Source organism: Candidatus Solirubrobacter pratensis (genome assembly GCF_000425945.1).
Classification (GTDB): domain Bacteria; phylum Actinomycetota; class Thermoleophilia; order Solirubrobacterales; family Solirubrobacteraceae; genus Solirubrobacter; species Solirubrobacter pratensis.
This window is the reverse complement of the sequence record NZ_KE384480.1, coordinates 704,753-730,967: the sequence shown is the minus strand read 5'-3', so window position 1 is coordinate 730,967 and position 26,215 is coordinate 704,753. Positions and strand designations below refer to the sequence as shown.

General features: G+C 73.9%; 17 protein-coding genes. 3 read left to right on the top strand and 14 right to left on the bottom strand.

Annotated features, from left to right (window positions below; all coding sequences use genetic code 11):
* Positions 1-11 precede the first annotated feature (11 nt).
* The 10 genes from H958_RS0127995 to H958_RS0127950 all read right to left on the bottom strand — a co-directional run bounded on the left by H958_RS0127995 (position 12) and on the right by H958_RS0127950 (position 16,813).
* Positions 12-2,564 carry a S8 family serine peptidase gene (locus H958_RS0127995; RefSeq protein WP_028061077.1) on the bottom strand — a complete coding sequence of 851 codons (2,553 nt, stop codon included), beginning with the start codon at positions 2,562-2,564 and terminating at the stop codon, positions 12-14.
* Entirely contained in the window at positions 2,561-4,348 is a 1,788-nt protein-coding gene (locus H958_RS0127990) for a copper resistance CopC family protein (protein WP_028061076.1), read from the bottom strand. Before H958_RS0127990 ends, H958_RS0127995 begins: the two co-directional genes overlap by 4 nt.
* Positions 4,349-4,354: 6 nt before the next feature.
* Positions 4,355-4,810, bottom strand: coding sequence for a hypothetical protein (locus tag H958_RS0127985; protein WP_028061075.1), 456 nt, complete (start codon positions 4,808-4,810; stop codon positions 4,355-4,357).
* A gap of 48 nt (positions 4,811-4,858) precedes the next feature.
* Entirely contained in the window at positions 4,859-5,824 is a 966-nt protein-coding gene (locus tag H958_RS0127980; protein WP_028061074.1) for a multicopper oxidase domain-containing protein, read from the bottom strand.
* Positions 5,825-5,839: 15 nt separating this feature from the next.
* Positions 5,840-7,888 carry a multicopper oxidase domain-containing protein gene (locus H958_RS0127975; protein ID WP_196807598.1) on the bottom strand — a complete coding sequence of 683 codons (2,049 nt, stop codon included), beginning with the start codon at positions 7,886-7,888 and terminating at the stop codon, positions 5,840-5,842.
* A 5-nt stretch (positions 7,889-7,893) separates the two neighbouring features.
* Entirely contained in the window at positions 7,894-9,246 is a 1,353-nt protein-coding gene (locus tag H958_RS40895) for a multicopper oxidase domain-containing protein (protein ID WP_196807597.1), read from the bottom strand.
* A 20-nt stretch (positions 9,247-9,266) separates the two neighbouring features.
* Positions 9,267-14,132, bottom strand: a complete 4,866-nt coding sequence (locus H958_RS0127965) for an SdrD B-like domain-containing protein (RefSeq protein WP_028061072.1) — start codon at positions 14,130-14,132, stop codon at positions 9,267-9,269.
* Between the two features lie 131 nt (positions 14,133-14,263).
* Positions 14,264-15,325 carry a sensor histidine kinase gene (locus tag H958_RS44200; RefSeq protein WP_051324903.1) on the bottom strand — a complete coding sequence of 354 codons (1,062 nt, stop codon included), beginning with the start codon at positions 15,323-15,325 and terminating at the stop codon, positions 14,264-14,266.
* Complete coding sequence (locus H958_RS0127955; RefSeq protein ID WP_051324902.1) at positions 15,297-16,001, bottom strand: response regulator transcription factor; 705 nt, start codon at positions 15,999-16,001, stop codon at positions 15,297-15,299. The genes H958_RS44200 and H958_RS0127955 overlap by 29 nt, the downstream gene beginning before the upstream one ends.
* Positions 16,002-16,183: 182 nt before the next feature.
* On the bottom strand, positions 16,184-16,813 hold the full coding sequence (locus H958_RS0127950; RefSeq protein WP_028061070.1) for a pyridoxamine 5'-phosphate oxidase family protein: 630 nt from the start codon (positions 16,811-16,813) through the stop codon (positions 16,184-16,186).
* A gap of 24 nt (positions 16,814-16,837) precedes the next feature.
* On the opposite strand from H958_RS0127950, the gene H958_RS0127945 reads away from it, so the two are divergent.
* The 3 genes from H958_RS0127945 to H958_RS0127935 are packed head-to-tail and all read left to right on the top strand — an operon-like array spanning position 16,838 to position 19,807.
* Positions 16,838-18,121: an aminotransferase class I/II-fold pyridoxal phosphate-dependent enzyme gene (locus tag H958_RS0127945; RefSeq protein ID WP_028061069.1), complete on the top strand. Its 1,284-nt coding sequence runs from the start codon at positions 16,838-16,840 to the stop codon at positions 18,119-18,121.
* 22 nt (positions 18,122-18,143) lie between these two features.
* Positions 18,144-19,196, top strand: coding sequence for an aminotransferase class V-fold PLP-dependent enzyme (locus H958_RS0127940; RefSeq protein WP_028061068.1), 1,053 nt, complete (start codon positions 18,144-18,146; stop codon positions 19,194-19,196).
* A complete protein-coding gene (locus tag H958_RS0127935; protein WP_028061067.1) occupies positions 19,193-19,807 on the top strand; it encodes a cupin domain-containing protein in 615 nt (204 codons plus the stop codon). Before H958_RS0127940 ends, H958_RS0127935 begins: the two co-directional genes overlap by 4 nt.
* 13 nt (positions 19,808-19,820) lie before the next feature.
* On the opposite strand, the gene aroA is transcribed toward H958_RS0127935, so the two are convergent.
* The 4 genes from aroA to H958_RS0127915 form a co-directional block, all read right to left on the bottom strand.
* The gene (aroA, locus tag H958_RS0127930) at positions 19,821-21,119 is read right to left on the bottom strand and encodes a 3-phosphoshikimate 1-carboxyvinyltransferase (RefSeq protein WP_028061066.1); all 1,299 of its coding nucleotides are present in this window, start codon (positions 21,117-21,119) and stop codon (positions 19,821-19,823) included.
* A 34-nt stretch (positions 21,120-21,153) separates the two neighbouring features.
* Positions 21,154-22,221: a prephenate dehydrogenase/arogenate dehydrogenase family protein gene (locus H958_RS48545; protein ID WP_051324901.1), complete on the bottom strand. Its 1,068-nt coding sequence runs from the start codon at positions 22,219-22,221 to the stop codon at positions 21,154-21,156.
* The gene (gene aroF, locus H958_RS0127920; RefSeq protein WP_028061065.1) at positions 22,218-23,246 is read right to left on the bottom strand and encodes a 3-deoxy-7-phosphoheptulonate synthase; all 1,029 of its coding nucleotides are present in this window, start codon (positions 23,244-23,246) and stop codon (positions 22,218-22,220) included. Before aroF ends, H958_RS48545 begins: the two co-directional genes overlap by 4 nt.
* Positions 23,247-23,451: 205 nt before the next feature.
* Entirely contained in the window at positions 23,452-26,187 is a 2,736-nt protein-coding gene (locus H958_RS0127915; protein WP_028061064.1) for an ATP-binding protein, read from the bottom strand.
* Positions 26,188-26,215: the final 28 nt, after the last annotated feature.

The following is a 26,215-nucleotide window of genomic DNA, read 5'->3' as shown; positions in this document are numbered from 1 at the left end:
CGTCCCGGTCGTCATGGGCGCACGACCAGCGTCAGGCTCGCGGCGTGCGCGACCGTACCGCTGCGGCCGGTGATCGTGAGCGTGAACGTCCCGCGCGGAGTCGTGCGCGCCGTGCGGATCGTGACGGTCGCGGTGCGCGGCGCCATCACGGGGTTGGGAGAGAGCGTCGCGGTCGCGAGCTGCGGCAAGCCCGCCGCCGACAGGCTGACGCTCCCCGCGAAGCCGCCGACCGACGACACGGTGACCGTGGAGGCGACGCTCTGGCCGGCGACGACCGTCAGCGACGCGGGCGCCACCGCGACGCCGAAGTCGGGCGGCGCCGAGACGACGAGCGTCACCCGGGCGGTGTGCGCGGTCGAGCCGCTGGTGCCGGTCACGGTGAGCGGGTAGCTGCCGGGCGCCAGCGACGCCGCGGGCGTGACCGTGAGCTGCGCGGTGCCCTTGGCCGTCACGCTCGCGGGCGCGAAGCTCCACGCCGCCTGCGCGGCCGAAAGCCCGGAGAGCGACAGCCCGACGGTCCCCGTGAAGCCGTTGATCGCGCCGACGGAGACCGTGTACGTGACAGCGGCGCCCGGCACCGTCGAGCGCGACGCCGGCGAGGCGACGAGCGAGAAGTCCGGCACGACCAGCGTGACGCCCGCCGAGTGGACGATCGAGCCGCTCGCGGCGGTGATCGTCAGCGGATACGTGCCGGGCGCGAGCGCAGCCGCGGGCGTGACGGTCAGCTCCGAGGCGCCCGCGCCGCCCGCGATCGCGGCGGGCGCGAAGCGCCAGCTCGCCTGGGCCGCCGTGAGGCCGCTGAGCGAGAGGGCGACGTCGCCGGCGAAGCCGCCGGCGACCGACGTCGACACGGTGTAGGCGGCGCTCTGGCCCGGCGCCGCCGTGCGCGAGGCCGGCGTCGCGGTGAGCGAGAACCCCGGCGGCTCGGGGATGACGAGCGCCACGCGCGTCGAGCGCGTGGCGGTGCCGCTCGTCCCGGTGATCGTCAGCGCGTAGGTACCGGGCGCGAGCGTGGAGGCGGTGGTGACGGTCAGCCGCGAGGAGCCGGCGATGACCGTGGCCGGGCTGAAGCTCCAGCTCGCCTGTCCGGCGGACAGGCCGGTGAGCGAGAGCGCGACGGCGTCCGCGAAGCCGTTCAGCGCCTGCACGCCGACGCTGTACGTGACGGTTCCGCCCGCCGCGGTGGTCGCCGGCGAGGGCGTCGCCGAGAGCTCGAAGTCCGGCGCGGCGGCCAGCCAGCCGTAGGACGCCAGCGCGTCGAGCCGACCGGCGCCGAAGTCGTTGTCCGGTCCCGCCGCGCCGAGGTCGGCCGCGCCGCTCTCCAGCGCGGCGGCCTGGCGGTCCGCGTCGAGGCCGGGGAACGCGGTCAGCAGCAGCGCGAGCGCTCCGCTCGCGTGCGGCGCCGCGATCGAGGTGCCGGTGACGTTCGCGTAGAGCCCATAGAGGTCGGTCGTGCGCACGTCCACGCCGGGGGCGGCGAGCTGCGGGAAGACCCCGCCGCCGCAGGCCGACGGTCCGCGGCTGCTCTCCGGGTCGATCGCATCGCCTGCATCCACGCCGCCGACGGCGAACGCCTCGGGGTTGTTCGCCGGGCTCATGCTCGTCCCGGCATTGGGACCCGAGTTTCCGGCGGCGAAGACCGGCAGGATCCCGGCGGCGCGCAGCGCTCGCAGATCGGGCTGGAACGTGAGGTCGCAGGTCGCCCCCATCGTCCATGCGTCGTCGACGACGTCCGGCGCGTCGTCGGTCGCGGGGTCGCCGTCGGGGTCGAGCAGCCATTGGAAGCCGGCGTGGATGCCGGCGACGGTGGCGCTGCCGCGGTCGTTGAAGATCTTCACGGCGATCCAGCGCGCGTCCGGCGCCATGCCGACCGCCGAGCCGCCGGCGTCACCGCCGACCATCGTCCCCATCGTCCACGTCCCGTGCCCGTTGACGTCGGTCGGCGTCGTGGGATGCTCGCCGTTCGGGTCGTACCAGCTGTTCGCTCCGCCGCGCCATCGCCCGGCGAGATCCGGATGGGTCGCGTCGACGCCCGTGTCCATGCTCGCCACGATGACGCCCTGTCCGCGGTAGCCGAGGCTCCAGAGCTCGGGCGCCGTCGCGCGCGCGACGTTCCACTCGGGAGCGAGCGAGCTCATCGGCGCGCTCGGCGCCTGGACGGTCGCGTTGGGCTTGATCTCCGCGACCTCCGGCAGTGCCGCGATCTCCGTCACGACGTCCGGGTCGGCGACGACCTCGAGCCCGTTGAAGACCCAGAACGGCCGGACCGTCGCGACGCGTCCCTGCAGGCGCCGGATCACGAGCAGCGCGAGCAGCCGCCGCTGGTCGTCGCCGGCGAGGGCGCGCAGCGCCCTGACGATCGCGGCGCGGCGAGTACCTCGCCTGGTCGGGAGAACGGCCTGGCGGCGCAGGACGACGAGCACGTCGACCTTGTCACCGGGCTTGGCCGCGCGCAGCGACTGCGCGACGGCGGCGTCGATCCGGCCGGCGGCATGCGCCCGTGGCGCGGTTGCCGCGCCGAGCAGCGCGAGCGCCGCGAAGGCGAGCGGCAGCGTGCGGATCATGAGGCCTCCTTGCCGAGTGGCTCGACGATCGAACGGGCACCGCGCCGCAGCCCGACGGCCGCCGCCGCGGCGCTCCCGATCAGGAGCGCGAGCACGGCGGCGGCGCGATCGAGCACCGGCGCGAGAGGGCGCGCCGAGTAGGTCACCGGACGGGCGGGATCCGGCGGGGCGACCGCCCAGGCGAACGGCACGGCGACGGGATGCGTCCCGCGCCAGATCAGCGCCGTCATGCGCCAGCGGCCGCCGGCGTCCAGGTCGGCGCCGCCGGCGAACCGCCCGGGCGCGACGGCGGCGAGCGCGACGGTGCGCCCGGGTCCGCCGCCCGGTGGCGTGAGCCGGAGCTCCGCGCGCTCGACCGGCGCCGGCGGCGGGCGCCGCGAGCTGACGGCGGCGAGGCTGAGCACGTTCGGCCCGGCGCGGTTCGGTCGCGCGGTCGCGGTGACGAGCAGGTCGCCGGAGCGGCCGGCGAGCGCCGGGGCCACGGCGGGCCGCGGCGCCGCGAACTCCGGCCCCTTGGCCGGGGGCGAGGCCGTCAGCACGGCGGCGGCGAGCAGCACGCCCGCGCCGGCCGCCGCCTCGACGCGCAGCAGCCGCGGAAGCGATCCCCGGCGCAGCGCCAGGGCGTTCGCACACCCGAGCGCGACCGCCACGGCCGCCAGCGCGGTCTTCGTGACGAGCGTGCGGCCGTAGTCGGTGGTGAGCAGCGCGTCGACCGACGCGACCTGCGCACCCGCGGCGACCAGGCCGGTGACCGCGAGCACGGCGAGGCTGATGCCGGCGGCGCGCGCGAACGGCCCCCGGCACGCGCGCGCCAGCGCCCCCGCCTCGCCGCGGGCGGCGGCGAGGGCGACGCCGAGCGCCGCGACGCCGCCCAGCCACACGCCGGCGGCGACGACGTGTGCGGCGGCGGCCGCCACGGCGAGAGCTGGCCCGGGCGCCGCCGCAGCATGACCGCCGAGCGCTCGCACGACGGCGAGCGCGACGACGAGCACGGCCGCCGCCGCGCCGGCCGGCCGCGCGCTGTTGGCGCTGGGCGCCGGCCCGGTCGCCCGCGCGGCGCGCCACCACAGGGCCGTCGCCGCCAGCGCCCCCAGCAGCGCCTCCCGCGCCAGCCAGAGCGCGCCCCAGCGCGTCCCGAGCACGTCCCCCACGCTCGAGCCCGGCGCGACCGTCGCGTGCACGCGGTCGAGCTGGCGGGCGAGCACGACGAGCCCGGTCAGCGCCGCGGCGCCCGCCGCCACGGCGGCCGCCGCGAGCAGACGCTGCCGCGCCCGCTCCGCCGGCCCCGCCGCCGAACCCAGCAGCGCCGCCACCGACAGCGCCCCGATCAGCCCGGCCAGCAACGCCAGGTCGATCGAGCGCAGCGATGCCTCCAACGCAGCCGGCGCCGTCCCGGGCCCGCGGGCGGCCGCGACCGGCCGCGCCGCCACGCCGAACGCCAGCGCGCCGCCCGTCACATGCCCGTCGTCGTCGGCGAGCACCTCCCACGTGACCTGGTACGCGCCGCGCGCCAGCCTCGGCACGTCCACCAGCAGCTCGCGCGCGCCCGAGGCGCGCACGCGCGCACCCGCGACCGCCCGGCCGCGCCCGTCGATCACCCGCACGACGCGGAAGCGAGGCGAGATCGCCTCACTGAACTCCAGCCGCAGCTGCTGCGGAGCATGCGCCAGGCGAGCTCCGTCGGCCGGCGCCGAGCGCGCGAGCACGGCGTGCGCGCCCGCCTCGGGGGCGAGCGCGGCGAAGGCGAAGGCGAGGACGGCGACGAAGGGCCCGCGGCGCGCCATCGCCCGTCACCGGACCGGCACGTGCGCGACACGGGCCGCCCCGAGCTGCACGGTCACGCGGCTCCCGCGCCGCACCAGGCTTCCCGGGTTGTCGAACACGAGGTAGTACGTCTGCGCCGCGTTCAGCCGCCCCTTGTGGCTGTGGCCCATGAGCAGGCCGCCGACCACTACGCCCGTACGCTCGTCGACGAGTTGCGGCGGGGTGGCGGCGTCATGGACCGACGCCGCGGCGTCCGCGTCGAGCACCTGGAAGCGCAGGTCGAGCAACCCGCCGCCGCCCGAGACCGCGACGCGCGCGATCCGGACGCCGGCGCGGCGCTCGAATGCAACCTTTGGCAGGAGGGGCGCCGGCGCCGCGATGCGCGGCAGCGACGCCGACCCCGTCGAGCCCGAGTGACGCGCGATCTCATAGCTCGTGATCGCGAGCAGCATCAGGGCCGCGCCCATGACGCCGCCCAGCACCCGAGCGCGCGTCGGAGTGGGCGAGGCGAATCCGTGCATCGCGCCCGCTCACGGCGCCTGGATGAACGTCATCATGCCGCCGGGGGCGGGCCCCGGAGGGGCGCCGTTGCCCAGGTGCAGCTGACGGTTGTAGAGCGGGAACCCGTGCGTGAGCCCGGACGAGGCGGCCGGGACCGTCGCGACGACGTCCTCCGTCGCCCCCGCCGGGATCGTCTCGGCGTGCGCGTCGAATGGGTTGCCCAGCACGTGGGCGTCCCTGGCGATCACGCGCTCGTCCATGCCGAGCAGCGCCATCGTCGTGTTGTCGTGCCCGGCGTTCAGGTACCGCAGCAGCACGCGCTGGCCCGTGCTCGCGTGGATGACGTCCGCGTCGGGATACGCCTTGCCGTTGATGAGCCAGTACGTGGCCAGGTAGCGGCGCATGTCGAAGCCGTCGGGGTCGTTGTTGAAGGCGGGGTCGATCGCGCTCAACACGAGGCGCGACTCGACGTCGTACGCGCTCGCGGAGGTCCCATAGGCCTGGCCCGCGGTCGCCGGGCGGACGATCAGCGCGCCGTAGAGTCCCATCGCCGTCTGGCGTTCGCCGTCGCCCACGCTCTGATAGAGGAAGGTTCCCGGCGAGCTCGCGGTGAACGTACGCGTGAGTGTGCTCCCGGGGGCGGCGTCGGTCGGCCCCGGATCGAAGCTCAGCCCGGGGACCTCGACGGAGATCGTGTGCCCGGGCGGGAGCGCGTTCGTGACGTTCACCGTCACGACGTCGCCCTCGTCGACGCTCAGCGCCGGCCCGGGGATCGTCGCGGTGCCGGCGACGTCGCTGCAGTCGGCGGCGGTTCCCTTGTGCACGAAGCCCCACACCGGGACGGCGAGGTTGCCGGGCAGCGTGACGCTGCCGGTCGTCGCGCAGAGGTCGATCGCCTGGTTCGCCGGCGACGCGGTCGTGACGCCGCCGGCCAGCGACGCCGCCGTCAGGAGCAGGAGGACCTGCGGGATCCGCCTGTACGCTCGCTTGCGCATCGGTGCCTCTCCTCCTTACGGCGCGTCGTAGACGAGCTGCATGACATTGCCCCAGGTCGAGAACGGAGCTGGGTTCGGCGCCGTCCAGCGTTGGGTGTGCACGAGCATCCGGACCTGGCCCTTGTAGGACCCGGTGCCGATGTAGGCGTTCGCGGAGCCGGGCAGCATCCACGTCGCCGGGGGGTCCTCCGTCGAGCCGACGCCCCGTGGCTGAGCCGGCGGGGGCGGCAAGGTGACCCACCCGCTCGAGGTCGCGGTCGAGCAGCCGGCCGCGCCGGCGATCGTCCAGTTGCAGACCCGGATGGTCTGCTGCGGAAGGTTGGTCGTCAGCGCCGCGCACGCGGTGCCGGTTGTGCTCGCGCAGTTGCGGCCCCTGAAGCTCACCTTCAGGTTCTGCGCCCCCGCCGGCAGTCCCGAGAAGCCGGCGTACCAGTCGTCGGCCAGCGCGGTGATGACGGCGCCCGCGGCGTGAGCCGCCGCAGCGGTGCCGAGCTGGCCGCGCTGGACCGTCCAGGTCGTCGTCCCCTGGCCGCCGGTGACCTGCACGACCTCGTTGTCGATGCGGACGTAGTACGTGCCCGCCGCCGGGAAGCCCGAGGCCGACGCGACGGTGATGGACGTCTGCGCCGCGGTGGTCGCCGTCGGCCGGGTCGTCGTCTTCGGGTTCACCTGGTAGTAGGTGCCGTCGTCGACCGCCAGGTCGCCGACGGCACCGCTCTTGAGCACGCCGCCGAGGATCGCCGTCGAGCCCGGGAACGCGTAGCAGCCGCCGCGCGGGTCGACGCGCAGCAGCGTCGCCATGCCGCCGAAGCCCTCGTCGAAGTTGGCGAACTCGTTCAGGGCGTGGCTGTGCCACGGGAAGTACCACTCGCCGCACACGTTCTGCGCCACGGTGCCCGTGGGCAGCGTACCCTTGCGGCCGAGGTACGCGCTGCCGCTGAAGAACGTGTTGCCGTCCTTGAAGGTCAGGTTGTGGTAGTCGATCGCCGCGGCGCCGTCGGGGAACTGACGGGTCGTGGCGTCCCAGAAGTCCTGGTCGGCCCAGGTCAGCAGGTAGTCCTGGCTCTGGCCGGCGCCGATCGTCTCGCCGAAGTGCTCCGAGGAGGCGTCACCGGCGAACGGCCGGCCGTCCTGCGCGATCTGCCGCAGATGGTTGCCGTGCGGATGGAACGGGTGGTTGAGCTCGCCGACGTCGATCATGCGGATCAGCGCCGGCAGCCTGTTCGCGGGCGACGTCGACGTGCACCCCGGCGGGTTCAGCGGGTCGCTCGGATTCGAGGGGTCGCAATACGGCTGGACGCGGATGAGCGACCCGTAGGGCTGGTTCGGCAGCCATGACACGCCGTTGTCCTGGACGGTGTCCGGGAACTCGCGCCCGTTGACGTTGAAGTAGCGGTTGTGCAGCGTGGTGAAGTCGTACGTGGCGCCCGTCTCGACCGCGTGGTGCAGGTCGGGATCGAGCTCGTTGAGCATGATCAGGAACTCCCGGCCCGCGGCGAACCGTGTCGAGGCGTCGCCGTACGCCTGATCCGGGTGGCCTGACGGGCGCACGACGAGCGCGCCGTAGAGGCCCATCTCGAGCTGCTTGGACGGGTCCGTGCCGCTCTCGTAGTGATACGTCCCCGGACGCCCCGCGGTGAAGCTGTACGTGACGTCGCCTCCAGGCGCCGCCTCGCGGGTGAACACCCCCGCGCTGCCGCCGGAGGCGGTCACGCCCTCCTGCCCCGGGAAGACCATCGACACGTTCTCGGGCACCATCGCCGGCGCGGCGGCGTGCGAGTCGAGGCCGTTGTGGAGATGGATCGTGACCGTGTCGCCCTCGTTGGCACACAGCACCGGGCCGGGCGTCTGGAACTCCCCGCCCGCCGTCGTGAAGCCCCACATGAAGACGCTGTTGCCGTCCGGGGTCGCGATGTCGCCCTCGTCCGCCACCAGGTCGAACGCCGGGCCGCCGGCGCTGCACACCATCCCGATCGGCGGCACCGCCGCCTTCGCGGCCGGCGTGGCGGCGAGCAGCGCCCCGAGCCCGATGAGGACGGCGAGCCGTCCAGTTGTCTTGGTCATCGTCATCACCGGACGTAGGTCAGGTTGGGTGAGATCCGTCCCGCCGAGTCGAGCGCCGGCGCCGGCACCGCGCTCGAAGGCCCGTAGACCCGCACCTCGGTCGCCATGCCGCCGAGGCCCGCGACGGCGCCGTTGGCGCCGCCGCTTCCCCGGGCGCCGTCGTTGGCGAGCTTGCGGTAGTCCCGGTTGCGGAAGAAGTAGCGGTTGTAGCTGCCCCAGGCGTCGCTGAACGTGGGGGCCGAGCCGCTGTAGTCCGGCGCGGTGAACAGCGCGTCGCGCGCCTCGCCGGGGCCGATGTAGAGCGTGTTGGTCGTGACGCGCCGGTCGCCGTAGCCGACGCCCAGGCTGGTGCCGGGGCCAAGGAACGTCGCGTCCTGCCCGACGACCCGCAGCGGGATGCCCGGCAGCTCCATCGAGTGCTGGAGGTAGCCGAGGTTGGCGAGCCGCAGGAGCACGCGCTCGCCCGGGTTCACCTGAATCAGCGCGGAGATCGGCTGGCTGGCCTCGTCGTCGCCGTTGTTGGCGTTCGCGGTACGGAGCCGCAGCGCGTCCGGCAGCGACGGGTCGTCATTGGGCAGCACCGTCTGCGGATAGCAGCGGCCGTTGAGGGTGAACCACTGCGGGTCGTAGTCGGTGGGGATCGTCTCCTGTATGTCGCGATCGCCGTCGTGGTAGGTCTTCCACACCTCGTTCAGCAGGACGGCGAAGTGACGGTCGAACGCCGTGGAGGAATCGCCGTACGCCCAGTTCGGGTGACCCGCCGGACGCACGAAGACGATCGAGGTCATGCCCATCTGGACGTGCTCGACGTCCTCGAAGTGGCAGTGGTACATGTACGTGCCGGGGTTGTGAGGCCGGTAGAAGTACGTGAACTGCCGGTTGATCGGCACGGCGACCGACATCTCGGGCACGCCGTCGAAGAGCGCGCTCGGCGTGCGGAAGCCGTGCCAGTGGAGCGTGTGCGAGTCGGTCAGGTCCGGCCGCTGGACCAACCCGAGGTTGGTCACCTTCAGGTAGACGTCCGCGCCCTCGGTCGTGTCGAGGACCGGCGCGATGTGCTGGGCGCGGCCCTTGAAGTCGCGCTCCAGGCCTGCGACCGCGTCGCCGGTCACGGGGATGAAGCCGAAGATGTACAGCGGGTCGTGCTCGCGTCCCGGGACCGTCATGTAGCCGTCGGTCGCGCCGAGCAGGATGTTCCCGCCGGTGAGCACGACCCGATCGCGGGCGCTTACGGCGGTGACCTGCGCCGCCGCCTCGCCGGCGCCGCGGGTGGCGGCGAGCACGCCGCCGCCCACGGCCACCGTCGCGGCCCCGAGGCCGGCCGCCTTGAAGAACTGCCGCCGCGTCGATCCGTCCATGGTCCGCTCCTCCATGTCGCTCACCCCACCGTGGGCCGTTCGTCGGCGCCGAGGTCCCAGGGGGTTCGAGCGCGCAGGGTCCGCAGCTGCGGACGCAGCTGGCCGTCGATGTCGGTCCCGAGCACCGGCGCCTCGATCCCGCCGGCCGGGCAGGCGCCGAGCGGGTTCGCCGGCGGCGGGACCGGCGTGTTGGAGCAGTGCACGCCGCGGTCCACCGCACCCGAGGTCTGGTTGGCGAGCAGTGCCGGCTGCAGGTGGTAATCGCCGGGGAGCCCGACCGGCGGGTCGGCTCCGGTGAGCGTCACCGCCGCCACCTGCGGATCCAGCCGCGAGCCGGTGACCGTCAGCTCGAGCGTCACCGGCGTCACGAACCCCGGATCGACGCCCGTGACGTTGCCGTTCTGCGCGGCATTGGCCGGGAAGCCGAGGATGGGCGCGCCGCCGCCCGGGATGGTGGCCAGTGAGCCGTCGCCGGCCAGCTGGTCGCCGTTGGTCATCAGCGAGTAGCGCGGCGCGAACCTGTCGGTGGCGTCGAGCGTCCCGTGCACCTCGAAGTCGAGGAAGCCCTGCGAGACCAGCGTCGCGCCCGGGCCCGGCTGCGAGAGCGTGAACGCCTGGTTGTTCCAGAAGATGTTGTTGAACAGCGCGACCGGCCGGGAGAACCTCGGCCCGTTCGGGATGCTCGCCTGATAGAGCGGGTCGTTCGCCTCGGAGGCGAGCCCGGCCGAATGGCGGCTGCCGTCCGAGGTCTCCGACGACGCGGTCGAGACGTTGTTCGCGATCGTGTTGTTGACGATCGCCACGTTGGTGCTGTCGTCGAGCATCACGGCGCCGCCGATGTCGGCCGCCCCGTTGGCCGCGATCGTGTTCGTGCGGATGTTGATCCGCGCGCCCTGGGCGTTCATGACGAACATCGCGCCGCCGTCGTCGCCCGAGTAGTTGCTCTGGATCCGGTTGCGGTCGACGTCGACCGCGCCGGAGCCGGTGCCGAGCACCGGCTGCCCGTCGACGGGGAGCGGCGTCTCCTCGGAGATCGAGATGCCGGCGCCCGAGTCGACCGACTCGTTGTAGTAGATCTGGTTGTCGTGGATGGACCCGCCGGGGCTGCGGCCCCAGTGGGAGATCCCGGCGCCGTACTCGACGCCGAAGTTCGAGCACACGACGCTGTTGGCGACCTCGTAGTTGTTGGAGCTGCGGAAGATGCCCAGGCCGCCGGAGCGCGTCAGTCCGCCGTTGCCGAGGACGCGGTCGTAGAGGACCTTGACGTTCTGGTTGTTGGTGTCGTAGTACGGCTGCCCGAGCCCGATGCCGCCTGCGAAGACGCCGCCGTTGTGCTCGAGCACGTCGTTGCTGAGTTGGAGGTTGCTCGCGCCGGCCTGGAGCTGGATGCCGCCGGCTCCCTCGCCGTGCCCGTTGGAGATCCCGATGCCGTCGATCCGTGCCGCGTTCATGCCGCTCGGATAGGCCCCGGTCGAGATGCTGGCCGCCACCGTCAGCGCGGCGCCCTTGAGCACCGGATGGTCGGCGTTGACGCCGGTCATCGCCCCGGCGGCAGACAGCGCGCCGTCCCAGCTCGCCTGGTTGTCCTGGAAGAAGGCGCCGTTGATCGCGGAGCCGTTGACCAGGAAGCGCGGGTCCTCGGCCGGCGGGCCGCCCGGCTCGACCGTGCCGACGGCGCCGCCCACGCCGAGCCCCTGCAGCTTGAGTGGCTTCCACATCAGGACGTTCTCGCGGTACGTGCCCTCGCCGAGCACGACCAGGCTGTTGGCCGCCGCGGCGTTGATCGCGGTCTGGAGCTGGGTGCCGTCGGCGGTCGCCGGCGGCACTTTGACGACCGGCGGGTCATAGCCGGAGCCGAGCACGTGCGCGGTGATGCCGTTGGCCGTCGTCAGGCCGGCGGCGCCCTGCTTCTTGATCATCAGCTGGCGCGGGCCGGCCGGGAACAGGAGCGTCTGCGCCGCCGGGACCTGGAGCACGATCGTGGTGTCGTTCCAGCTGACGATCCCGCCGGTGTTGACGCTGCTGAGCTGCGCGGCCGTCGCAAGCCCGGTGAACGTGCGCGACTGGAGCGCGCCGCGCGAGTCCGTGAGCGTGATCCGGCCGGCGTTGGCGCCGGTGCCGATCGCGCCGAAGTTCACGCCGTGCAGCGTGATCCGCCGGTTGGCCGCCGTCGTGTCGCTCGATCGCACGAACGGGCCCTGCTCGCCGAGCGCACGCCCGGGCTTGTCGACCTGCAGCAGCTCGGGCGTGCCGGTCGCCGGCTCGCAACCGGTGCCGGAGATCGGGTCCAGCGGCGTGTCGAGCTGGTCGGTCTGGCCGGGCCATACGTCCCACGCCGACGAGGCGGTCAGGTAGTTGGGGTTGTAGTTCGGGTTCGGATGGTCCTTGTCGCCGGGGTCGTTGACGACGACCACGTACATGCCCGGGCAGGGTCCCTGCGGGATGGGGCAGTTGAACGTCTCCGTCGACGGCAGCAGCGCCTCATACGCGCCGTTCTCGCTCGTGTCGACGGTCGTCAGCAGCCGCATGGCGTAGTCGCGGATGCCGATCGGGATGTTCGCGAGCGGTCGCGGCTCGCCGAACCAGATCGAGTGCTTATCGGTGTCGAAGTAGATGTCGTCGCCGACGAGCCCGACGATGCGCCCGGGCTCGGCGACGTCCTCGCCGTTGGCGAAGTTGGTCTGCATGAAGAAGTCGGCGTTGGCGTTCTGGTTGTTCTGCAGCACGACCAGGCGCTTGTCGCACAGCGGCATGTCCTTGCCGTCGTACGGGCTCCCGCGCGGCATGACGTCCGGGTCGATGTGCACGGTGTGCATGTCGCCGGCGCACGGCGGCGGCGGGATGGCCGGCACGAAGTCCGCGCCGAGGTCGACGTTGACGTCCTCCTCGCGCACGATGTGGTACAGGGCATGGCCGTCGACGTCGTGCGGCATCAGGACGTGCGTCACGTACGTGCCGGCGACGAGCTCCTGCGGGCCCAGGCCGTCCTCGCACACGGTGTCGCCGTTGTCGTCGAAGTGCCCGAAGCCGCCGCGCGACGCCGGGCAGTAGTCGGCGAACGCGTAGCCGCCGTCGAACGCGCCGTCCTTGGTCTCGGCGCCGGTCAGCGGCACCTCGACGCAGTGCGGCCCGACCAGCGGGTTCAGCTCGCCGCTGAGGTCGGCGCCCAGCGAGTCGAGCACGTCGCAGGACTGCCCGTCACCGTCCGACGGCTGGTGCCAGTGGTCGGTGACGTACTCGTTGAGCACCGTGCCGTCCTGGGCCTCGAGCCGCACGGTGATGTCCGGGATGCCGGGCTCGTAGGTCTCGTGCGCCTGGAAGCGCGCGTCGAACTCGTTGCGCGTCGTCGCGAAGTAGGTGACGCCGACGATCTGCCCCGGCTTGCCGGCCGCGTACTGCTGCTTGCCCCAGTCGACCGTGGCGCGGTGTCCCTCGGTGATGAGCTGGTTGGTCAGCAGCGCGCCGCCGAGGTCGGTCGGCACGTGACGGACGATGTCCGGGTCGTACTCGTCGTGCACGAACGCGCCCGGAAACGCCGAGAAGCGCGCGAAGCCCTGCTCGCCGATGATCCACTTGCCGAGCGGCCCGCCCTCGGCGGTCGGGTACTCGTAGTGCCCGGTGCTGTCGGTGAACGTCGTCTCCTTGATCGACCCGTCGCGCCAGCGCTGATCGACGTCGGTGTTGCCGATGCCGGGCTCGCCGGGGTCGCGCTGCCCGTTCTTGTTGGTGTCCAGGAACACGTCGCCGTCCAGCCAGCCGAACCAGCGCGAGACGCCGACGTCGCCGAGGTCGACGTGCTCGCCGGCGGCGACGGTCACAGGGAGGAAGCGGATGATGTAGCTCAGCTGCTCATCCCAGATCGCCACGTTGTAGGTGCCGGGCGGCACGTCGGGCACGGTGAAGTTGCCGTCGCCGTCGCCATGTCCGACGTAGACGGTGCGGTCGGTGGAGCTGTCGCTCAGCGCGATGTACGGGTTGCGGACCGGCTCGGTGGGATCCGGCACGAGGACGTCGAATGGCGGCCAGCCGACCCAGTTGAGCGCGCGGCCCGTGACTGCGCCGCTGCCGGAGCTCGCGAACCCCATCGAGGAGCAGACGAACCCGAACCAGTACGCCGTGCGCCGGTTGGGCGGCTCCCACAGCTGCTCGCCGGGCGCGCCGGTGCCGTCGCTGTTCTCCTCGACGCCGGCCTGGAGGCCGAGGCCGCCGTCGATCGTCGTCGTCTGCGTCCAGCGACTGCTCGGGTCGTCGCTGTTGCACGGAGTGTCGGGCGCCGTGACGTAGATGAAGTACGTGGCCGGCCCGAGGTTGTCGATCTGCACGAATCCGTCGTTCTCGGTGAGGCACGTGCCGCCGCACAGCGGATGGTTGAAGTAGTCGACGCTGACCTGTGAGTTGGTCTGCTCCTCGAGCGTGACGTGGAAGCCCTCGAGGCCGCCTTCCTCCGTGTCCGGCGCGCCGTTGGTCCACGCGTTGTCGGCGAAGACGAAGACGCGGATCTTGCCGAGCGGCAGCGGCGTCTTGCGCAGCGAGACGGTGACGTCGGTGTTGCCGGTCGCGGGGACCGTCACGTGCTTGCCCCACAGCTTGTGATCGGGCGAGCGCACGCTGACCAGGTAGCGGCCCGGGGCGAGGTCGGGCGTCGTGTTGGACGTCTGGTCGCCCTCCGCGACGATGGGGCTGTTGCTCTCGGTCGGGGCGACGCCGGTGCGGTCGAGCACGCTCGCGGCGTGCGGGTCGCGCGTGTTGTCCACGTTGACCAGGTAGGTGAAGGGCAGACTGGTCCCGGTGTTGCCCAGCTCGTTCGCCTGCACGGTGATCGTGGAGCCATGCGCGGCGGCCGGGGCCGCCAGCAGGAACAGGACCGCGAGCAACGACTTGATCATCCAACGACGCTCGTGCATTGCGCCCTCCGTAGATCGGGACGCGGCCATTCATCTCAGAAGCGCGACCGGCCACGCCAGCTTCCTGGCAAGACCGTCACGGACCGTCATCGGCCCGTCATGTCGCTGCTGCGTCAGCGCGCCAGCGTGGAGCCGGCGGCCGGCCCGAGGCCGGCGGCAGCGGGCGGGCGCACGCCGGGGAGCGACATGACGATGCTCGTGCCGCGCCCGAGCTGGCTGTAGGCGGCGACCTTCCCGCCGTGCGCCTCGATGATCGCGCGGGCGATCGCCAGCCCGAGGCCGGTCCCCTCCTTGCGGACGTCGCCGCGCGTGAAGCGGTCGAACACGCGCGGGAGCAGCGCCGGCGGGATGCCGCAGCCGGTGTCGGTCACGCGCACGACGACGTCCTTGCCCACGATGGTCGTCGCGACATCGATCGCGTCGCGCTCGTACGTGGCCTGCACCGCGTTCTCGAGGATGGAGTCGAGCGCCGAGTCCAGCCGCTGGCGGTCGCCGGCGATCGTGCCCTCGGCCTGCACCGCGATCCGCCATGAGCGCGACGCGCCGTAGCTCCAGCGCCGGACCGCCGAGACGACGAGATCCTCCACGTCGACGTCCTGCGAGATGAGGCTGTTCGGCTGCTCGGCGACCTCGAGCAGCAGCATTTGCTCGGCGACGCTGCCGAGGCGGTCCAGCTCGTCCACGAGGTCGGCGAGGTCCAGACGACGGTCGGGCGCCCCCTCCGTGTCGCGCAACAGCTCGGCGAGGCCCCGCGCCACCGCGATCGGCGTCTTGAGCTGATGCGAGGCGTCGCGGACGAAGTCGCGCTCGCGCTCGGCGGCGCGCCCGGCCGCGCCGAGCGCGGACTCGCGGCGGCGGGCGTACCAGACCGTGGCGAGGAACATCGCGCTCATCAGCGGGATCTCGGTCAGCTCGTCGATCGACGTGCCGCCGTTGTAGACCGCGTACCCGAGCGTCAGCGTGCTCGCGAGGCAGACGCACGAGAGCACCAGCAGCGTCACCTTGGGTCCCCAGACGCGCGCGCCATAGAGCAGCGTCAGGCTGACCCAGACGAAGTGGAACGGGACGGTCTGGTAGTTGAACAGCCAGACGAGGACGGCGAAGTTCGCGGTCGCGAAGGCGCCCCACGCGACCTCCAGCCGGTGGCTACGCAGCCGCGAAGCAGTACCCGACATTCCGCACCGTCACCAGGCAGCCGTCTCCGAGCTTGTGGCGCACGCGCCCGACGCACACGTCGACGACGTTGGTCCCCGGGTCGAACGTGTAGCCCCACACGTGCTCGAGCAGGTCCTCGCGCGAGCACGTCTCGCCGGCGCGCTCCATCAGGTACTCGAGGAGCACGAACTCGCGGGTCGTGAGCGCGATCGGGTTGCCGTCGTCGCGGCGCACCCGCCGGCGCTGGAGATCCAGCGCGACCGGCCCTCGCCGCAGCTGGTGGCGGCTCGGGACGCCGGCGCGGCGGACGCGCAGCCGGACGCGCGCGACGAGCTCGGCGAGCTCGCACGGCTTGGCGACGTAGTCGCAGGCGCCGAGGTCGAGGCAGACGACCTTCGAGCGGACGTCGGACACGGCCGACAGGATCAGCACAGGCGTGTCGGGCGCGATCGAGCGCGCCTTGGCCAGCACGGCGAGGCCGTCGACGTCCGGGAGCAGCAGGTCCAGGATCGCGAGCGCGTAGCCGCCGTCGCCGAGTGCGTCGAGACCGTCCTGACCGGTGTCGGCCACCGTGACGTGGAACCCCGCGGTGCCGAGCGCGCGATCGAGGATCATCGCCATCTTCGGCTCGTCCTCGATCACGAGGACGTCTCGCTGTCGCATCCCTGCCGACTCGAGGGCGCCCGCGGCGGCCATCTCTCGACTCCTTGTCAGCCCGTTCCAACTGGTCGGAGCATCCGTACCAAAAGGCGAGGCGACGCGTCAACAAGCGTGGCTTCGGCGCACTCGCTCGATACTCCATTGGTGAGCGGCTTGGACACCGGATTCTTGGCCCTCCGTGAGCGTCTCCTGGGAGCCAGAGGTGAGGATGGCTCAAGTCATAGCGTCAGATCTCTGACGTGAACGGGCAGCTCGATGTCCGGCCGCAACCTGGGATCCGGCTGTGGGGTCAGTGGCCTGACGGTGAGCGGGACGACGCCGGCCCACGTGTCGAGCGCGTAGTCCTCCTCGTCGTCGGCCGGCGGCCCCGTCCGGATCTTCGCGGAGCCCTCCTCGATGCGCAGCGCGAGCGCGGCCGTGCCCTTGAGCTCCTGCGGAGTAGGCCACCGGACGTGCTCCCAGCGGCCCGGGATCAGCTTCTCCGTGAAGATCTCGAGCGCGCGCTCCTTGTCGGGAACGTCGCGCAGCGTGCCGTAGAGGACCACCGAGCGGTAGTTGATCGAGTGGTGGAAGGCGGAGCGGGCGAGGACGAGCCCGTCGACGAGCGTCACTTCGACGCACGCCTCGAGGCCGTGCTGGAGCCCGCGGATCGTGCGGCTGGCGCTGGAGCCGTGGATGAGCACGTCGTCGCCGTCGCGGGCGATCAGCGTGGGGATCACGGCCGGGCGCCCTTCGTGGACCCACGCGACGTGCGCGATCAGCGCCTCGTCGAGGATCGCGTCGATGGTCGGACGGTCGTGGCGACCGCGCGAAGGGTTGCGGCGGACCTTGGTGCGTTGAGTAAGCATCTGTTCTGGTACAGTTCGGTTTCTGTGTCGGCACAGTATCAGCTCAACGGGCGCTCCGCGAGCGAGATCGCCGCGTCGGTCGAGCGCGGCGTCGCCTCGGGCGCGCTCGCGCCGGGGGATCCGCTGCCGTCCGTCCGGGCGCTGGCGTCCTCGCTCGCCGTCTCCCCCACGACCGTCGCCGCCGCGCTGAGCGAGCTGCGCCGCCGCGGGATCGTCGTCTCGCGCCCCCGCAGCGGGACCCGGATCGGCGAGCGACCCGCCGTACGCGCGCGCAGCGCCCCGGTCGCCCCGGCGGGCGCCCGGGATCTCGCCTCCGGCAATCCGGATCCGGCGTTCCTGCCGGACCTCGCGGCGGTGCTGAAGGACCTTCCGGCGCCGCACCGCCTCTACGGAGACGCACCGGTGCTGGAGGAGCTCGCGGCGGTCGCCGGCGGCCGCCTGTGCGTCGTCAACGGCGCGCTCGACGGCATCGAGCGCGTGCTCGCCGCGCATCTGCAGCCGGGCGATGCCGTGGCCGTCGAGGACCCGGGCTGGCCGGGCGTGATCGACCTCGTCCGCGCACTCGGGCTGCAGGTCGCCGGCGTGCGGACCGACGAGCGCGGAATGGTCCCGGACGGCCTCGATCGCGCGCTGCGCGGCGGCGCGCGGGCGGTCGTGCTCACGCCGCGCGGGCAGAATCCGGCGGGCTCGGCGCACGACGCCGCGCGCGCGGCTGGGCTGCGCGCCGTGCTGACCCCTGACGTGCTGCTGGTCGAGGACGATCACCTCGGGCCGGTCGCGGGCGTGGCGTGGCTTTCGGCGGCCGGCTCGACCGCCCGCCACGCCGTCGTGCGCTCGGTCTCCAAGTGGCTCGGGCCGGACCTGCGCTGCGCGATCCTGACCGGCGACGAGCTCACGCTCGCGCGCGTCGAGGGCCGGCAATCGCTCGGGCCGGGCTGGGTCAGCGGGCTGATCCAGCGCCTGACGGCGCGGCTGTGGTCGGATCCGGACGTGCTCGCGCTCGTGGCCCGGGCGCGCGAGGCCTACGTCGAGCGCCGTGAGGCGATGCTCGCCGCGCTCTCCGCGCACGGGCTCGAGGCATCCGGCGCCAGCGGGCTCAACGTCTGGGTCCCCGTCCCCGACGAGGATGCGGCGGTACGCGCCCTGCTCGCGACCGGCGTCTCGATCGCCGCGGGCGGCCCGTTCCGGCTCGCCACTCCCCCGGCCGTGCGGATCACGACCGCGACCGTGAAGCCGGCGGAGGCGCCGCCGCTCGCCGCCGCGCTCGCCGCCGCGGTCCGGCCGCCGCGGCGCACGCGCGCGGCATAGCGCCATCCGGCACCCTGTGTGCATGAGCGGCATCCGCGACCTCCCCGTCGCCGCGGCGCAGGCGCTGTGGCGGCCCGAGACCACGTACCTGAACACGGCCAGCTTCGGCCTGCCGCCCGAGCCGGCGTGGGATGCGCTGCAGTCCGCGCTGGCCGACTGGCGCGGCGGCCGCACGAGCTGGGAGGGCTGGACGCCGGCCACCGAGGCCGCGCGGGCGCAGTTCGCCGCGATGACCGCCGCGGACGCCCGCGACGTCGTGATCGGCGCGAACGTGTCCGGGCTCGTCGGGCTGCTCGGGGCCGCCGTGCCCGACGGCACGCGGGTGCTCGCGGCCGAGAACGAGTTCACGTCGCTGATCTTCCCGTTCCTCGCGCAGGAGGCGCGCGGGGTCGAGGTCGCGTTCGTACCGCTGGACAAGCTTGCCGAGGCGGTCGACGCGTCGACCGGCGTCGTCGCCGTGAGCGCCGTGCAGTCGTCCTCCGGGACGCTCGCCGCGCTCGAGGACATCGCGCAGGCCGCGCGCCACCACGGGGCGCTGACGGTCGTCGACGCCACGCATGGCATCGGCTGGCTGCCGTTCGACGCGACCCGCTTCGACGCCGTCGCCTGCGCCGCCTACAAGTGGCTGATGTCGCCGCGCGGGACGGCCTTCATGTACCTCGACCCCGAGCTGGCGGACCGCGTCGTCCCCCACAGCGCCGGCTGGTTCGCCGCCGAGGACATCCTCGGCACGAACTTCGGCGGCCCCCTGCGGCTCGCCGGGAGCGCACGCCGGTTCGACACCTCTCCCGCGTGGTTCAGCTGGGTCGGGACCGCGCCGGCGCTGGAGCTGATCAATCGCATCGGCGTCGACGCGATCCACGAGCACGACCTGCGCCTGGCGAACCGCTTCCGTGAGGGGCTCGGCCTGCCGCCGGGCGACTCGGCGATCGTCACCGCCGACGTCCCGGGCGCCGCGGAGGCCTTCGAGCGCGCGGGGATCCTCGCGTCCGTGCGGCTCGGCCGCCTGCGCGCCTCGTTCCACGTCTACAACACCGACGCCGACGTCGACGCCGCCCTCGACGCGCTCGCATGAGCGGCTACCGGGCGCTCAGGATCGGCGACGTCGAGGGCGTCCCCTGGCTCGCCGGGCTCACGTGGCACCCCGTGCGGATGGAGCTCGGGCTGCACGCGTTCGGGGCCGCGGGCTTCAGCGCCGAGCGCCGCGGGCAGCTGGTCGTCGAGCCGCACGTCGAGGATGGCGACGGCCGCGGGCACGAGGAGCTCTACGTCGTCCTCGCGGGCCGGGCGACGTTCACGCTCGACGGCGAGACCGTCGACGCGCCCGCGGGCACGCTCGTCTTCGTCGCCCCGGCGGTGCACCGGCAGGCGGTGGCCGAGGAGGCGGGGACCGCGGTGCTCGCGCTCGGCGGCCCGCCGACGTTCGAGGTCTCCGGATTCGAGTGGCAGATGCGCGCGCGGCCGCACATGGCGTCCGATCCCGCGCGCGCTCGCGCGATCCTCCAGCAGGGGCTCGCGGAGCTGCCCGGCAGTGCGGCGATCCCGTACGCGTTCGCGCTGCTGGAGGCGACGCAGGGCGACACCGTGGCGGCCGCGCTCTCCTTGCGCGAGGCGCTCGCGCGCGAGCCGCGGCTGCGCGCCGAGGCGGAGAAGGAGCCGCTGCTGGCGCCGCTGCTCGAGGGCTAAGCCTGGATCCAGGCTAAGCGGTGAGCGTCGCCAGGTCGCGCTCGAAGCCCGGGTAGGAGACGTCGGCCGCCTCCATGCCGTCGACCTCGACGCCCTCGCGGCTGGCGAGCCCGGCGACGGCGCCCAGCATGGCGAGCCGGTGATCGCCGTGCGACGCGATCGTGCCGCCGCGCAGGCCGCCGTCGCCCCGGACGACGAAGCCGTCGGGCGTCGCCTCGATGTCGGCGCCCAGCCCGCGCAGCCCGTCGACCACGGTGGCGATCCGATCGGTCTCCTTGACGCGCAGCTCGGCGGCGCCGCGCACGACGGTCTCGCCCTCGGCGAAGCAGCCCAGCAGCGCGACCAGCGGCAGCTCGTCGATCGCCAGCGGGACCTCGCCGGCCTCGACGACGGTGCCGACCAGCGGCCCCGCCGCGACGTCGAGCTCGCAGACGGGCTCCTCGGTGGGGATCTCGCCCATGCGCACCGGCTCGAGGTCGCCGATCACGACGGCGCCCATGCGCTCGGCGATGCGGATGAACCCGGTCCGCGTCCAGTTCGCGTTCATGTCCGCGATCACGATGCGGGAGCCGCGCACGAGCACCGCGGCGGCGATGTGGAAGGCGGCGGACGACGGATCGCCCGGCACGTGCAGTGCTCCCAGCTCGAGCTCGTCCTGGCAGGTGACGCTGATGCGCCCGCCGGCGCGCGAGATCTGCACGCCCGCGCGCGCCAGCAGCCGCTCGGTGTGATCGCGGCTCGGCTCGGGCTCGACGACGGTCGTCGTGCCCTCGGCGAGCAGCCCGGCGAGCAGCACGCACGACTTCACCTGCGCGGACGCGACCGGCAGCTCGTACTCGGTCCCGCGCAGCGGGCCGCCGTGCACGGTGAACGGCGCGAAGCGGTCCTCGCGCGCGTCGATCCTGGCGCCCATCGCCCGCAGCGGCGCGGCGACGCGGTCGACCGGCCGGCGGCGGATCGACTCGTCGCCGTCGAAGGTCCACGCGCCGCCGGGCTGGCCCGCAAGCCACGCGGGCAGCAGCCGCATCAGCGTGCCGGCGTTGCCGACGTCGATGTCGGCCGGGATCGCGTTGCGCAGCCCGGGCCCCCGGATCGTCAGCGAGCCGGGCTCCCCGCCCTCCTCCACCAGCGCCCCGCACGCGCGCACGGCGTTCAGCGAGGAGCGGGTGTCGGCGGCGTCGAGGTAGCCGGTGACGCGCACCGGGTCGGCGGACATCGCGCCGAGCAGCGCCGCGCGATGCGAGAGCGACTTGTCGCCCGGCGCGCGCAGCGTGCCGCGCAGCGGGCCGGAGGGGGCGAAGAAGCGTTTCACGAGCAGCGGGCCTCCGGTTCGACGCGACGACGGGTCATGCGCGAGCCGCCTCGAGCCCGAGCTCGCCCACGAGCGCCTCCGCCTGCCCGAAGTCCTTCTGCCGGATCCAGAGGGCGATCGCGCCGTGCGATCCGCCGCTCGTCGGATAGAGCGCCATGTCCACGATGTCGATGCTGGCACGCCCCAGGGCGAGCGCGATCTCCGCCACGATCCCGGGCCGGTTGGGGACCTGGACGCGCAGCTCGTGCACCTCGCCGCCGGCCAGGTCGGACTCCAGCAGCCGCCGCCGGTCCTCGCGCGCAGCGTCGTTCCAGGACGCGATCCCGTCGCCGTCGCCGTTCGCGAGCAGCGCGCGGAACGCGCCGAGCCGCTGCATCGCATCGTCGATCGCCCGGACGAGCGCGTCGCCGTTCGCCAGGTAGATGTCGCGCCACAGCGCCGTGTTCGCGCCCGCGACGCGTGTGAGGTCGCGAAACGACGGGCCGGTCGGCGGCAGGCGCTCGCCCTCCCCTGACAGCACGCGCGCCGCCTGCGCCACCAGCACGTTCGCCAGCACGTGCGGGAGGTGCGAGACCGACGCCATCACCGCGTCATGGGTGTCGGGGTCCGTCGCCGACGGCCATGCGCCCATGCGCGTGATCAGCCGGTGCAGGCGCTCGTAGACCGTCCCGCGCGTGACCGCCGTCGGCGTCAGGTACCAGGTCGAGTCCACGAACAGGTCCGCCCGCGCGAACTCGACGCCGGAGCTCTCGGCGCCCGCCAGCGGGTGCCCGCCGACGAACCGCGGGTCCTCGATCGCCGCGACGACCGGCCGCTTGGTCGAGCCCACGTCGGTGACGACGCAGTCCGGCCCCGCCGCCGCCAGCGCGCCCTGGACCGCGCCGGGGAGCGCCGCCACGGGCGCCGCCACGAACACGAACTCGGCGCCGTCCAGCGCCTCCTCGACCGTGCCGAAGGCCTCCTGCACCGCGCCCGCCTTCAGCGCCGCCTCGCGCGCCGCCGGCACAGGGTCGAAGCCGGCCACGCGCGCGTTGAGCCGCTGGCGCGCGGCCAGCCCGATCGAGCCGCCGATCAGCCCTATGCCGACGAGCGCGACCTTCACGCGGCCGCGCTCAGGACCTTCCCGGCGACCGCCGCGGCGCGCTCGACGTGCTCGACGTAGTCCGCGAACTGGTCGGCGTAGAGCTGCTGGGGGCCGTCGCAGATCGCCTCCTCCGGGTTCGGGTGGACCTCGACGATGATCCCGTCGGCGCCGGCCGCCGCGGCGGCGAGCGAGAGCGGGAGCACGAGATCGCGCCGGCCCGGGGCGTGGCTCGGGTCGACGATCACCGGCAGGTGCGAGAGCTCCTTGAGCATCGGGACGGCGGTGATGTCGAGCGTGAAGCGGTACGCGGTCTCGAACGTGCGGATGCCGCGCTCGCACAGCATCACGTTCGGGTTGCCCTCCTTGAGCACGTACTCCGCCGCCATCAGCAGCTCCTCGAGCGTGGCGGAGAGCCCGCGCTTGAGCAGGACCGGCAGGCCGGTGCGGCCCAGTTCGGCCAGCAGCGGGTAGTTCTGCATGTTGCGCGCGCCGATCTGGATCACGTCGGCGACCTCGGAGATCGCCTCGACATCGCGCGCGTCCATCAGCTCGGTGACGATCGGGAGGCCGGTCTCGGCCTTGGCCTCGGCGAGCAGCCGCAGGCCCTCCTGCCCGAGCCCCTGGAACGAGTACGGCGACGAGCGCGGCTTGTACGCGCCGCCGCGGAGCATCGAGGCGCCGGCGTCGGAGACCGCCCGCGCGGCGGTCATCAGCTGATCGCGCGACTCAACCGTGCACGGCCCCGCGATCAGCGAGAAGTTGTCACCGCCCACGCGTCGCCCGTCGATCTCGATCACCGTTCGCCGGCCATGAGAAAACTGGCTCGAGGAGAGCTTGTAGGGCTTGAGGATCGGCACCACCTGGCTCACGCCCACGTGGCCCTCGAGGCCGAGCCGCTGCACGTGCTCGCGATCGCCGACCGCGCCGATCACGGTCACCTCCTCGCCACGCGAGAGGTGGGCGCGCGCGCCGCAGCCCTCGATCCGCTCTACGACCGCCTGGATGTCCTCCTCGGTGGCCGTCGGCTTCATCACGATCATCATCTGCTGTCTCCTACCGTCGTCGAAAAGTTCGCAAGGTCCCGGCTTGGGCGTGGCGCTCGACCCTCAGGTCTCTTCTTCAGACGGCGACGAACGCCGGCCGAGCGCCTAGATAAATCGCCAGGTGCGGTAGGAGTAGATACGGCCGCCGGCCAGGGAAGAGGTGACTGTGGCGTTAGCGGCGGCCATGATCGCGCGTTCAGTTGTATCAGACGCCCAGTTGCGCAGCCAACTCGGCCCGGGCGCGGATGCCGAGCTTCCGGTAGGCGCTGGAGAGGTGCGCCTCGACGGTCTTCTCGGTCACGAACAGCGCCTGGGCGATCTCGCGGTTGGTCGGCCCGCGCGCGGCCATCCGCGCCACGCGCTCCTCCGTGGCGGTGAGCGCGGCGCGTCCGCTCCGCGCCGCCCGCCGCGGCCGCGCGCCGGCCCGCACGAGCGCGGCTCGCGCCTGGTCGGCGAGCGCGGGGGACGAGCAGCGCACCGCCAGGTCGAGCGCGTCGGCGAGGTGCTCGCGGGCCGCGGCGCCGGACTCGCAGGCGCCGAGGGCGAGCAGCGTGCAGGCGAGCTCGAGCTCAGCCTCCGAGTCGCGCAGGATCGCGGCCGCGTCCTGCAGCACCGCCCGGCGCGCGCCGGCCGGCGCGGTGAGCGCCCTGGCGCGGAGCGCCTGGCCGAGAAGCCACGGGTCGCCCCAGCGCCGCGCCTCCTCGATCGCCCGCCCGGCGAGTGCCGCGGCCTCGTCCAGCTCGCCCAGCGCGACCAGCGCCTGCACCGCGGCAGCCTGCCACGGCGCCATCGTGGAGTTCGCGACCTCCCAGCGCTCCAGCAGCCGCCCGACCTCGCGCAGCTCTTCGAGCGCCTGGCCGGCGCGCCCTTCGGCGAGGTGCAGCCGGCCGCGTGCGGCGAGCAGCAGCGCGTCGTTGAGCTGCGCGCCGACGGCCGGGGCCCGGGCGAGCGCTTCGCGCGCCTGCGCCAGCTCCCCGCGCAGCAGCAGCGCCTCGGCCTTGTACGCGAGCGCGAAGCTCGCCGCGAGGCCGAGCTCCTGCACCCCGATCGCGAGCTCGGCGTCGGCCAGCGCGTCGCCGAGGGCGCCGGCGCGCCAGCGCACCCCGGCGCGGAACGCGTGCCCCCAGGAGACCGAGATCACGTCTCCGCGCCGCGTGGCGCGCGTGATGAAGTCGTCCCACGCCGCGCGGGCGTGGGCATAGCGCCCGACGAGCATGAGGACGCTGGCCGGGTGGGCGTACTGGAACGCCGAGTCGAACAGCCAGCCGCCCGCGAGCGCGCGCTCGGCGAGCTCCTGCGCGTCGGCGCGCGACTCGCCGCGGGCGACCGCCTCGGTCGCGAGGGTGGCGTTGAGCATGCAGCCGGTCCGCCCCCCTTCGAGCCGCTCGGGCAGACGCGCGAGCACGTCGAGCGCGAGCGGGCGCGTCGCGACGTCGAGGCGAGCCATGTTGACGAGCTCGGCTTCGAGACTCAGCCGCAGGTCGGCGCGCCCGACGCCCGCGAGCTCGCGCTGGAGCACCTCGACGCCGCCGCGCAGGTCGCCGTTGACGCCGAGCATGCAGGTCAGCGCCAGGACGGCGGTCACGCGCGCCTCCGGATCGGGGGCGGCGTCGGCCGCCTCGCGCAGGTGTGCCATCGCCCCCGGGTCGCCCGCCTGCGCCTCCGCGCCGCCCGCGAGCATCAGCAACGCGAAGCGGCGCTCGGGCGCCGGCGGCTCGGCGAGCGCGCGCCGCAGCAGCCGCGCCGCCACCTCCGGCGCGCCGCGGGCGGCGGCCGCGTCGGCAGCGGCGCTGAGTGTGTCGACGACCCACGCCTCCCCAGCCGGGTCGACCTCGAGCAGGTGGGCGGCCGGGCGTTCCGGCTCGGCGCCGGCGGCCGCGAGCGCCCGGGCCGCATCGCGGTGCAGCCGGGCGCGGTCCGCGGCCGGGATGTCGGCCGCGACCGCCGCGCGGACGAGCGGATGCCCGAACGCGGGCGGGCGGCAGCGGGCGAGCACGGCGGAGCGCTGGAGCGCCTCGAGGGCGTCTCCGGCGCGCTCGACCCCGGCGAGCGCCGCGACGTGCGAGGGGTCGGCGTCGTCGCCGAGCACAGCGAGCGCCCGCGCCACCGGGGTCGCGTCGGGCCCGATCCGCTGCAGCCGCCTCCGGACGGCCGCCGCGAGCCCGCCGGGCACGATCCCCGACACCAGTCCCGCGGACGCCGCCACCGGCTCGACCCCCGCCTCGGCGAGCGCGCGCAGATGCACGCCGAGCAGCAGCGGGTTCCCGCCCGCCGCGGTGTGGCAGGCGGCGACGAACTCGGGGTCCGCGTCGCCCATGAGCGCCGCGGTCGCTGCAAGGCTCAACGGCCCGGGGCGTACCACGCGCGACGGCGCGGAGCGCAGCACGGCCGCGACGAGGGCGTCGTCGGCACCGGGTTCGTGCGGGCGCAGCGCGACGCACAGCTGCGCGTCGACGCCCTCGATGCGCGCCAGCACGTACGCGAGCGCGCGCAGCGACGGGGCGTCGGCCCAGTGCAGGTCGTCGACCGCGAGCACGAGCGGAGTCGCCGCCGCGAGGTTCGCGATCAGCCAGTAGAGGCCGTGCAGCACGGCGAAGCCCGCGGCGCCCGGCGGTGCGTCGAACACCAGCGGGGCGGGCGCCGGGCGCGGCTCGAGCGCCGGCGCGGCGAGCGCGGCGGCGCCGGTCAGCAGCTCGGGCGAAAGCGCCGGCTCGAGCAGCTGGCGGATCACCCCGAACGGCAGCTCGCGCTCGAGCTCGCCGGCGCGCGCGGTCAGCACGCGCGCGCCGCCGTCACGCGCCGCGCCGGCGGCCGCCAAGAGCAGCCGCGTCTTGCCGATCCCAGGCGCGCCCTCGATGACGAGCAGGGCCGCGCCCGCGCGGTTGCGCAGCCCCGCGCGCAGCGCCTCGAGCTCGCGTTCCCGTCCGACCAGCGCCGTCACGAAAGTTTGGGGGAGATCTTGGGGTTGC